At 71.0% G+C, this 9,296-nt stretch carries 8 protein-coding genes; 5 read left to right on the top strand and 3 right to left on the bottom strand.

From position 1 onward, the window contains the following. Positions 1-6: 6 nt before the first annotated feature. Genes AC1DXV_RS09035 through AC1DXV_RS09050 form a run of 4 tightly spaced genes read left to right on the top strand, consistent with a single transcriptional unit; the run spans position 7 to position 4,196 of the window. Positions 7-879, top strand: a complete 873-nt coding sequence (locus tag AC1DXV_RS09035) for an NAD kinase (RefSeq protein ID WP_477864559.1) — start codon at positions 7-9, stop codon at positions 877-879. A 7-nt stretch (positions 880-886) separates the two neighbouring features. Beyond that, positions 887-2,587 carry a DNA repair protein RecN gene (gene recN / locus AC1DXV_RS09040; RefSeq protein WP_477864558.1) on the top strand — a complete coding sequence of 567 codons (1,701 nt, stop codon included), beginning with the start codon at positions 887-889 and terminating at the stop codon, positions 2,585-2,587. Then, positions 2,584-3,546 carry an RNase adapter RapZ gene (rapZ, locus tag AC1DXV_RS09045; protein ID WP_477933266.1) on the top strand — a complete coding sequence of 321 codons (963 nt, stop codon included), beginning with the start codon at positions 2,584-2,586 and terminating at the stop codon, positions 3,544-3,546. The genes recN and rapZ overlap by 4 nt, the downstream gene beginning before the upstream one ends. Positions 3,547-3,575: 29 nt before the next feature. Continuing rightward, positions 3,576-4,196: an LON peptidase substrate-binding domain-containing protein gene (locus tag AC1DXV_RS09050; RefSeq protein WP_477873767.1), complete on the top strand. Its 621-nt coding sequence runs from the start codon at positions 3,576-3,578 to the stop codon at positions 4,194-4,196. A gap of 6 nt (positions 4,197-4,202) precedes the next feature. Here AC1DXV_RS09050 and mutY read toward each other — a convergent pair whose 3' ends face one another. From mutY to mutM, 3 genes are all read right to left on the bottom strand, one after another. Further along, the gene (mutY, locus tag AC1DXV_RS09055; protein WP_477933269.1) at positions 4,203-5,285 is read right to left on the bottom strand and encodes an A/G-specific adenine glycosylase; all 1,083 of its coding nucleotides are present in this window, start codon (positions 5,283-5,285) and stop codon (positions 4,203-4,205) included. A 1-nt stretch (position 5,286) separates the two neighbouring features. Next, positions 5,287-7,266, bottom strand: coding sequence for a dynamin family protein (locus AC1DXV_RS09060; protein ID WP_477933271.1), 1,980 nt, complete (start codon positions 7,264-7,266; stop codon positions 5,287-5,289). Positions 7,267-7,414: 148 nt separating this feature from the next. Then, complete coding sequence (gene mutM, locus AC1DXV_RS09065; protein WP_477933273.1) at positions 7,415-8,248, bottom strand: bifunctional DNA-formamidopyrimidine glycosylase/DNA-(apurinic or apyrimidinic site) lyase; 834 nt, start codon at positions 8,246-8,248, stop codon at positions 7,415-7,417. Positions 8,249-8,358: 110 nt separating this feature from the next. Between mutM and AC1DXV_RS09070 the strand changes: the two genes are divergently transcribed. After that, the coding region (locus AC1DXV_RS09070) for a tetratricopeptide repeat protein (protein ID WP_477933275.1) at positions 8,359-9,296 on the top strand (938 nt) is incomplete at its 3' end.

A 9,296-nucleotide genomic window follows, 5' to 3' on the forward strand; every position in this document is an offset into this window, starting at 1 on the left:
CCGCGCATGCCGACCCGTTTTCGACACGCAGCACTGGTGGGAAAGTACCAGGCCCTCGGAATGCGCGGGGTGCTGCAGGACATTGCGCAATTTCTGGGCCGGCAAGGCCTCGAGGTCTCGCTCGAAGCCGAGACGGCGCACAACACCGGCATGACCGACTACCCGGCGCTCACGCCCGAGCAGCTCGGCCAGCACTGCGACCTGGCCGTCGTCGTCGGCGGCGACGGCACCATGCTCGGCATCGCCCGCCAGCTCGCCCGCTTCAACCTGCCGCTGGTGGGCATCAACCAGGGCCGCCTGGGCTTCATCACCGACCTGCCGATCGACCAGTTCGAGGAAGCCCTCGCCCCGATGATCGCCGGCGACTACGAAGAAGAACGCCGCACCATGCTCGAAGGCGGCGTCTGGCGCGACGGCCGCGTGATCTTCGAAGGCATCGCGATGAACGACGTGGTCGTCAGCCGCGGCGCCACCGCCAGCATGGTGCAGCTCAAGATCGACATCGGCGACGAATTCGTCGCCAACCACCGCGCCGACGGCCTGATCGTCGGCTCGCCCACCGGCTCCACCGCCTACGCGCTGTCGGCCGGCGGCCCGATCCTGCACCCGGGCATCGCCGGCTGGGTGCTGGTGCCGATCGCGCCGCACGACCTCTCCAACCGCCCGATCGTGCTGCCCGACATCGGCGAGATCTGCATCGAGATCGTCGCCGGCCGCGATGCGAGCGTCAGTTTCGACATGCAAAGCCTCGCGAGCCTGCTGCACGGCGACCGCATCATCGTGCGCCGCTCGGCGCACCAGGTGCGCTTCCTGCACCCGCGCGGCTGGAGCTACTACGCCACCCTTCGCGGCAAGCTCCACTGGAACGCCGGACTCTGAACACACCATGCTGAAACGCCTCGCGCTGCGCGACTTCGTCATCGTGACCTCGCTCGAGGTCGAACTGGCCGGCGGCTTCTCGGTGCTGACCGGCGAGACCGGTGCTGGCAAGTCGATCCTGATCGATGCGCTGCAGCTCGCGCTCGGCAGCCGCGGCGATGCCGGTGTGGTGCGCGAAGGCGCGGCCCGCGCCGACATCACCGCCGAGTTCGACGCGCCCGCGAGCCTCGCCGCCTGGCTCGACGATGCCGGCTTCGACAACGCCGACACGCTGTTGCTGCGCCGCGTCATCGATGCGCAGGGCAAGAGCCGCGCCTGGGTCAACGGCAGCCCGGCCACCGTCGCGCAGCTGCGCGAGGCGGCCGATCACCTGGTCGACATCCACGGCCAGCACGCCTGGCAGAGCCTCACGCGCAGCGCATCGGTGCGTGCGCTGCTCGATGCGTACGCCGGCGTCGATGTCGCGCCGCTCGGCGCCGTGTGGTCGCGCTGGAAAGCGGCCGGCGATGCGCTCGACACCGCCCGCAGCCAGCAGGCCGACCTGGAGCGCGAGCGCGAACGCCTGGCCTGGCAGATCGGCGAGCTCGACAAGCTCGGCCCGGAAGCCGACGAGTGGGAGACGCTGAATGCCGACCACCAGCGGCTGTCGAACTCGCAGGCGCTGATGGACGCCGCCCGCAGCGCGCTCGACGCGCTGAGCGAGGCCGATGTCAACGCCGAATCGCTGACCAGCGGCGCCGCCGACGCGCTCGGCAACGTCGCCGAGTTCGACGCCCGCCTCGCCGCGGTGGCCGAGGTGCTGCAGAGCGCGCAGGCGCAGCTGCAGGATGCGGCGCACACGCTCAGCGGCTACCTGCACCACACCGAGCTCGAACCCGAGCGCCTGCAGGAGCTCGACGATCGCCTGTCGGCCTGGGTCAGCCTCGCGCGCCGCTACCGCCGCGCCCCGGCCGAGCTGCCGGCGCTGCTCGACCAGTGGAAGGATGAACTGCGCGCGCTCGACGCCGCCACCGACCTCGATGCGCTCGAATCGGCGCTCGCGCAGGCGCATGCCGCGTTCAACGCCGAGGCGAAGCGCGTCTCCGCCACGCGCAAGGCGGCTGCCCCGAAGCTGGCCGCCGCCGTCACGCAGGCGATGCAGCAACTCGGCATGGCCGGCGGCCGCTTCGACGTCGCACTGACCGCGCAGGACGCGCCGCAATCCTTCGGTCTCGAATCGGCCGAGTTCCTCGTCGCCGGCCACGCCGGCAGCACGCCGCGGCCGATGGGCAAGGTGGCGTCGGGCGGCGAGCTGTCGCGCATCGCGCTCGCGATCGCGGTGACGACCAGCCAGCTTGCGCAAGGCAGCGATGCCGCCGGCACGCTGATCTTCGACGAGATCGATTCCGGCGTCGGCGGCGCGGTGGCCGACACCGTCGGCCGGCTGATGAAGCAGCTGGGCCGCGACCGCCAGGTGCTGGCCGTCACTCACCTGCCGCAGGTCGCCGCCTGCGCCGACCACCATTTCGTCGTCTCGAAGCGCACCGAGGCCGGCAGCACGCACAGCGACATCCACGCCGTCGCCGGCGAGGTGCGCGTCGCCGAGATCGCCCGCATGCTGGGCGGCGAGCGCATGTCCGGCACCAGCCTCGCGCATGCGCAGGAGATGCTGTCGGTGGCGGCCGAAGCCGTGGCGCCCTCGGCACCGCGCGGCCGCAAGAAATCATGAGCGCGCTGCCGCCCGATGCCGTGGCGCCGGCCGAGCCGGCGCCGCCGTCCGTGGTGTCGCCGAACGAGGTCGTGCTCGTCACCGGCATCTCCGGCTCCGGCAAGTCGGTCGCACTGCATGCGCTCGAAGACGCCGGCTTCTTCTGCGTCGACAACCTGCCGCCCGAGCTGCTGCGCGATTTCCTGCGGCTCGAGCACGAGCGCTCGATGCGCCGCGTCGCGATCGCCGTCGACGTGCGCAGCGCCGGCTCGCTCCCGCACCTGCTGCCGCTGATCGCCGAGCTGCGCGCCGAGGGCACCGCGATCCGCTCGGTGTTCCTCGATTCGAACACCGACACGCTGGTGCGCCGCTTCTCCGAATCGCGCCGCCCCCACCCGCTGTCGCAAGAGGCCGCGACGCTGTCGCCCGGCCGCCGCAAGGACGACCGCGCCGCCGACGGTCACCGCGCACTCACCGAGGCGATCGAGCTCGAACGCGAGCTGCTGGCCGAGCTGCGCGAGGTCTCCACCGTCGTCGACACCAGCCAGCTGCGCCCGGCCCAGCTGCGCCTGTGGATGCGCGACCTGGTGAAGGCGATGGCGCACCGACTGACCCTGGTGTTCGAGTCGTTCGCGTTCAAGCACGGCGTGCCGCTCGATGCCGATTTCGTGTTCGACGTGCGCATCCTGCCGAACCCGCACTACATCCGCGAACTGCGCCCGCAGACCGGTCGCGATCCCGAGGTCGCCGCCTACCTGGAAGCCCAACCCGAAGTGGCCGAGATGCTGGCCCAGATCGAATCCTTCATCGCACGCTGGCTGCCGTCGTTCGAACGCGACCAGCGCAGCTATCTGACGGTTGCCATCGGTTGCACCGGTGGCCAGCACCGCTCGGTCTACCTCACCGAATCCTTGGCGAAGCGTTTTGCCGCGCGCAGYGGTACATTGATTCGCCACCGCGAGCTCGACGCCCGCGATTGAGAACGCGGCCCACCCGGCCGCGCTGCTGAATGACTCCCGACATCTCCACCACCGACGTTCCGTTGTTCCCGCTGCAGGCGGTGCTGTTTCCTGGCGGGCTGCTGAGCCTGAAGGTGTTCGAAGCCCGCTACCTCGACCTGATCAGCACCTGCCTGCGCGAGAACACGCCGTTCGGCGTGGTCGCGCTGCGCCAGGGCGGCGAGGTGCGCAAGCCGGGCGAGCCGGTCGCCCTCGAGGAAACCGGCGTGATGGCCGAGCTGATCGACGTCGACAGCGCGCAGCACGGCATCCTGCAGGTGCGCTGCCGCGGCACCCATCGCTTCGGGGTGAACCGGATGCGCCAGCAGGCCGATGGCCTGTGGCTGGCCGAGATCGAGATGCTCGACGACGACGAGGCCTCGCTGCCGGTCGACGCGATGATCGAGACGGTGCGCGGCCTGGCCAATGCGATCGCGACGCTGAAGCAGCAGGGCTCCGAGCCCTTCCTGAAGCCCTTCCTGTTCGACAACGCCGGCTGGGTCGCGAACCGCTGGTGCGAGATCCTGCCGATCTCGCTGGCCGCGAAGCAGAAGCTGATGGAGCTGCCGGACGCCGCGGTGCGGCTTCAGCTGGTCGACGAATTCCTGCGCAGCAAGGGCGTCGTCAAGTAGGCACCGTCAACCCGGCGGCGTGCCGGTCAGCAGCTTGCGCAGCGGTGCCGGCAGGCCCATCGCGAGCGCCTGCGCCAGCGTGACCCATTCGCCGCGCTGCCCATCGCGCGCCAGCGTCGCGGTGATCGCCGCCACGTCGGCGGCCGCGGCATCGGCGGGCAAGGTCCAGCGCACCGGCTGCAGCGTCCAGTCGAGGTGGGTCAGCACGTGCGTGAACATCGGCAGGCCCTGCGGGGTGCCGGGCCAGTCGGCCGATGCCGCATCGAGCGCCTCGGGCGTGTCGAACTCCGGCAGGCTCCACAGCCCGGCCCACACGCCGCTGCCGGGCCGCTGCAGCAGCCACAGCCTGTCGCCCCATTGCAGCCACAGCCAGGCGTTGCTGCGCCGGCTGCGCTTGAGCTTGCGCGTCTTCACCGGGTAGCGCTCGGGCGCGCCTTCGCGCAGCGCGACGCAGCCGGCCTGCACCGGGCACAGCAGGCAGCTCGGCGAGCGCGCGACGCACAGCGTGGCGCCGAGGTCCATCAGGCCCTGGGTGTATGACTCGATGCCCGACTCGATGCCGTCCTCGGGCAGCTGGCGCGTGGCTTCGTCCCACAGCGCACGCTCCTGGCGCGCCTCGGCCAGGTCGCCGTCGAAGCCGAGAAAGCGCGTCAGCACGCGCTTGACGTTGCCATCGAGGATCGCGACCCGCTCGCCGAAGCAGAACGCCGCGATCGCCGCCGCGGTCGAGCGGCCGATGCCCGGCAACTCCTGCAACACCGCGCTGCTGCGCGGGAATTCGCCGCCATGCGCGGCGACGACCGCCTGCGCGCACGCATGCAGGTTGCGCGCACGGCTGTAGTAGCCGAGCCCGCTCCACAGCGCGAGCACCTCGTCCTGCGACGCGGCGGCCAGCGCCCGCACATCGGGAAAGCGTTCGAGGAAGCGCGCGTAGTAGCCCAGCACCGTCGTGACCTGGGTCTGCTGCAGCATGATCTCGGACAGCCACACGCGGTACGGATCGCGCGTCTGCTGCCACGGCAACGCATGGCGGCCGTGCTCCCGCTGCCACGCGATCAGCGGCTTCGCGAAACGGTCTTGTACGGTCAATTCAAGCCTGGGCCGCGTACAGCGGGATCGAGCCGCTTGGTACGGCACTCGCCGTACCCGTCAGCTCGCGCTGCGCCTGCTGCTTCAGGCGATTGCCCAGCTCGGTGCTGCGCGCCTGCAGTTGCTGCAGCTGCGCATCCTGTGCTTCCAGCTCGGACAGGCGCTGCTCCAGGTCGCCGGCGGCCGACTGGATGCGCTCCAGCGCCTCGCGGCGCCGGCGGAATCCGCGGCGGCGTTCGCGCAGCTGCGAATCGACCTGCGCCGAGGCGGTCTTGTTCCACAGCTCGAACTCGCCGCTGGCGTTCTCGAACACCACGCGCAGCTTGGACACCAGCATGCGGCGGAACTGCTCCATGAACTTCGGCTGCGAGAGCCGCAGCGCCTGCGTGAGCCCGAGGTACTGCACGTAGTTGCGCTGGATCAGCGTCAGGTCGTTGACGAAGCGGCTGAAGTCGGGCTGCTTCGTGATCGCCAGGCTGAAGCCGAACTCGGCGTTCAGCTTCGCGAACGATGCACCGAGCATGTCGTGGATCTCGGTGCCGCGCACCTGCGCGGCCTCGAGCAGGTCGCGCAGGCGGCCGCACAGCGCGATGAACGCTTTCTTCGCGCCGAGGTGCAGCAGCGATGCGGTCATCGCCGTCTGCATCTCGGCCACTTCCTCGCGCAAGCGGTCGCTGGTCAGGTCGAGCAGCGCGTTCTTCAGCATGCGGCTGTGCACCATGCGCATCGCCTGCAAGCGCGCGGTGCACTGCTCGAATTCGGAGGTCTCGGCCTGCACGCGCTCCAGCATCATGCGCACCTTGGCGCCGCTCTTGCCACGCAGGCCGCGCAGCTCGAGCACCTGCTCGGCCATCTGCCGGCGGCGGTCGCCCAGGCGACGGTTGACCTGCGCCTCCATGCGGTTCGCGGCCTCCATCACCGTCTGCTGGAAGGCCTCGCGGCGCTGCGGCAGCAGCTGCGCGCCGAGCGCTTCTTCAAGGAACGGCAGGCGGCTCTGCGCAAGACCGGCTGCATCGCCGTCGATGCGCGCGGCCAGCGCCTGGCGCGCCGACAGCGGGAACACCCGTTCGCTCGCGACATCGAGCGTGCGCGCGGTCGACTGGCGCTGCTGCTCGATCTGCTCCTTCACGCGCTCGACGGTGGCGAGCGGGTCCTGCAGCGCATCGATCTTGTTCAGCACGACGAAGGCCGAGCTCGACGGCGAGCCGAGGTGGTCGCGCCAGATCGTCATGTCGGACTTGGTGACGCCGGTGTCGGCACCGAGGATGAAGACGATCGCGTGCGCGGCCGGCAGCAGGCTCAGCGTCAGCTCGGGTTCGGCGCCGATCGCGTTCAGCCCCGGCGTGTCCAGCACCACCAGGCCGCGCTGCAGCAGCGGGTGCGGGTAGTTGATCATCGCGTGGCGCCAAGCCGGCACCTCGACCTCGCCGGCGTCGTTCGTCGGCGGGTTGTCCTCGGCGTTGTCGTCGCTCCAGAAGCCGAGCGCACGCGCATCGTCGACCGACACCCACTGCGTGCGCATCACCTCGCGCAAGGCCTCGGTCAACTGGTCGGGCGAGTGGATGTCGAGCGGGATGTGGCCCCAGGCCTTCGGTTGGCCGCGCAATTCGGCGAGCGACAGGCCTTCGAGGCGGGTCGCGATCGGCAGCAGCGCGAGCGCCGGCGCCTCGCCGGCCTCGTAGCCGAGTTCCACCGGGCACATCGTGGTGCGCCCCGGCGTGGCCGGCAGCACGCGGCGGCCGGTGTCGGAGAAGAAGATCGCGTTGATCAGCTCGGATTTTCCACGCGAGAACTCGGCGACGAAGGCCACCACGAGCTTCTCGCCCACCAGGTTGCGACGCAGCGCGTCCAGCGCTTCGCTGGCTGCGGGGTCGGCCAGGTCGTTGTCGGTCAGGAAGCGCCCGAACTCGTCGAGCCGTTTCCCGATCGACTGTCGCCACTGGCCCAGCTCGTCGACGCTGCTAGCAAAGGAAGTTGACATGGAGGTGCGGGCGCAGGAAAGAGGCGCGGCGCATATTCATGGTAGCGCAAGGCCGTCGGGCGCCCTCCCCTCGAAACATCTCGACACCCGCCACCCGCGCGAAGTGTCGATTCCTTGGGGATTGAGGCCTGGCCTTGGCGTTGACAGCTCAGCGTTGACAGTGCGGGCAGAAGAAGGTCGAGCGCTGGCCCTGCACGATGCGGCGGATCGGCGTGGCGCAGACGGTGCACGGCTCGCCCTCGCGGCCGTAGACGCCGGCGTGCTGCTGGAACGCGCCGGCCATGCCGTGGGCATCGCGGAAGTCGCGCAGCGTCGAGCCGCCCAGTGCGAGCGCGCGGGCCAGCGTCTCGCGCACCGCGACCGCCAGCCGCTCGGCGCGCGGGCGGCTCAGCCGGTCGCTGCGCAGCCGCGGGCTGATGCCGGCAGCGAACAGCGCCTCGCACGCATAGATGTTGCCGGCACCGACGACGATGTCGCCGCCGAGCAGCGCCTGCTTGATCGCGACGCGCCGCCGCTGCAGCGCCGCATGCAGGTAGGTGCCGGTGAAGGCCGGATCGAAGGGCTCGAGCCCGAGGCCGGCGATCAGCTTGCCGGCCGCCCCGCCGTCCAGCGCCTCGGACCACACCACCGCACCGAAGCGCCGCGGATCGGTCAGGCGCAGCGTGCCGCGCGTGGTGGCGAGGTCGAAGTGGTCGTGGGTGCCGGCCGGCCCGGGCGCGTCGCTGAAGGCAAGCGATCCCGACATGCCCAGGTGCATCAGCAGCCCGCCCGAGCCGGCCGCGCCGACATCGGCCGACAACGGCAGCCACAAATATTTACCTCGGCGGGTCGCGTCGCCGACGCGCTGTCCGACAAGTGCCGCCGGCTCGTGGCCGAGCGGCCAGCGCAACGGCTTGCCCAGGCGCACGGCGGTCACGCGGGCACCGGCAATGCGCTCGGCAAAGCTCTGTCGGGTGACCTCGACTTCCGGAAGTTCTGGCATGGAGGGAATTATCACGACGCGCCCGGGTCGGACCGGCTTCGGGGGCTTGCGCCCGACCTCCAGGGTCGTTCGCCAGACCCTAGAATCGTCCACGGTTTCAGGAGCATTGCATGCCGGCCCTTTCCCTCGTTCCCCACGCAGCGCGCACGGCGCTCGCGGTGGCCTGTGCGCTGGCACTGATGACCGGCGCCCAGGCCCACCTGCTGGCCCAGGCCGACGACGCGCTGCCCGCGCCGGCCTCCGACGCTGCCAGCGGCGTGCCGTCCGAGCCCTTCGAGAACTCGTCGATCGACGCGCCGCTCTTCTACCAACTGCTGATCGGCGAGATGGAGCTGCGCGCCGGCGAGGTCGGCACCGCCTACCAGGTGCTGCTCGACGCGGCCCGCAAGACGCGCGACCCCGAGCTGTTCCGCCGCGCCACCGAGGTCGCGCTGCAGGCGCGTGCCGGCGACCAGGCGCTGGCGGCCGCACAGGCCTGGCGCAGCGCGATCCCCGATTCGGTCGAATCCATGGGCTACCAGGTGCGGCTGCTGATCGCGCTGAACCGGCAGGCCGAGGCCGACGAGCCGATCCGCGCAATGCTCGCCGCGACACCGGTCGCCGAGCGTGGCGCGTTGATCGCCTCGCTGCCGCGGCTGTTTGCCCGCGCCCCCGACAAGACCCAGACCGCCACCCAGCTGCAGGCCTGGCTCGAACCGTCGCTCGCAGCCCCCGAGACGCGCGCCGCGGCACGCGTCGCGATCGGCCGCGCCTGGCTCGCGGCGGGCGATGCGAAGCGCGCCTTCGAGCTCGCGCAGCAGGCCCACGCGCTGGACCGCGAGGCCGAGGGCCCGGCCCTGCTGGCGCTCGAGCTGCTGGTGGCCGGGCAGCCGGTCGAGCCGCTGATCGCCGACTACCTCGAGGTCCAGCCGAAGAGCAGCTCGTTCCGCCTGCTCTACGCCCGCGTGCTGAACTCGGCGCAGCGCTATGCCGATGCGGTGCCGCAGCTCGAAGCGGTGACGCGCACCGAGCCGCAGCTGCCGACGCCGTGGCTCACGCTCGGCGCGCT

It is taken from the genome of Rhizobacter sp. P3_C12, assembly GCF_056402735.1.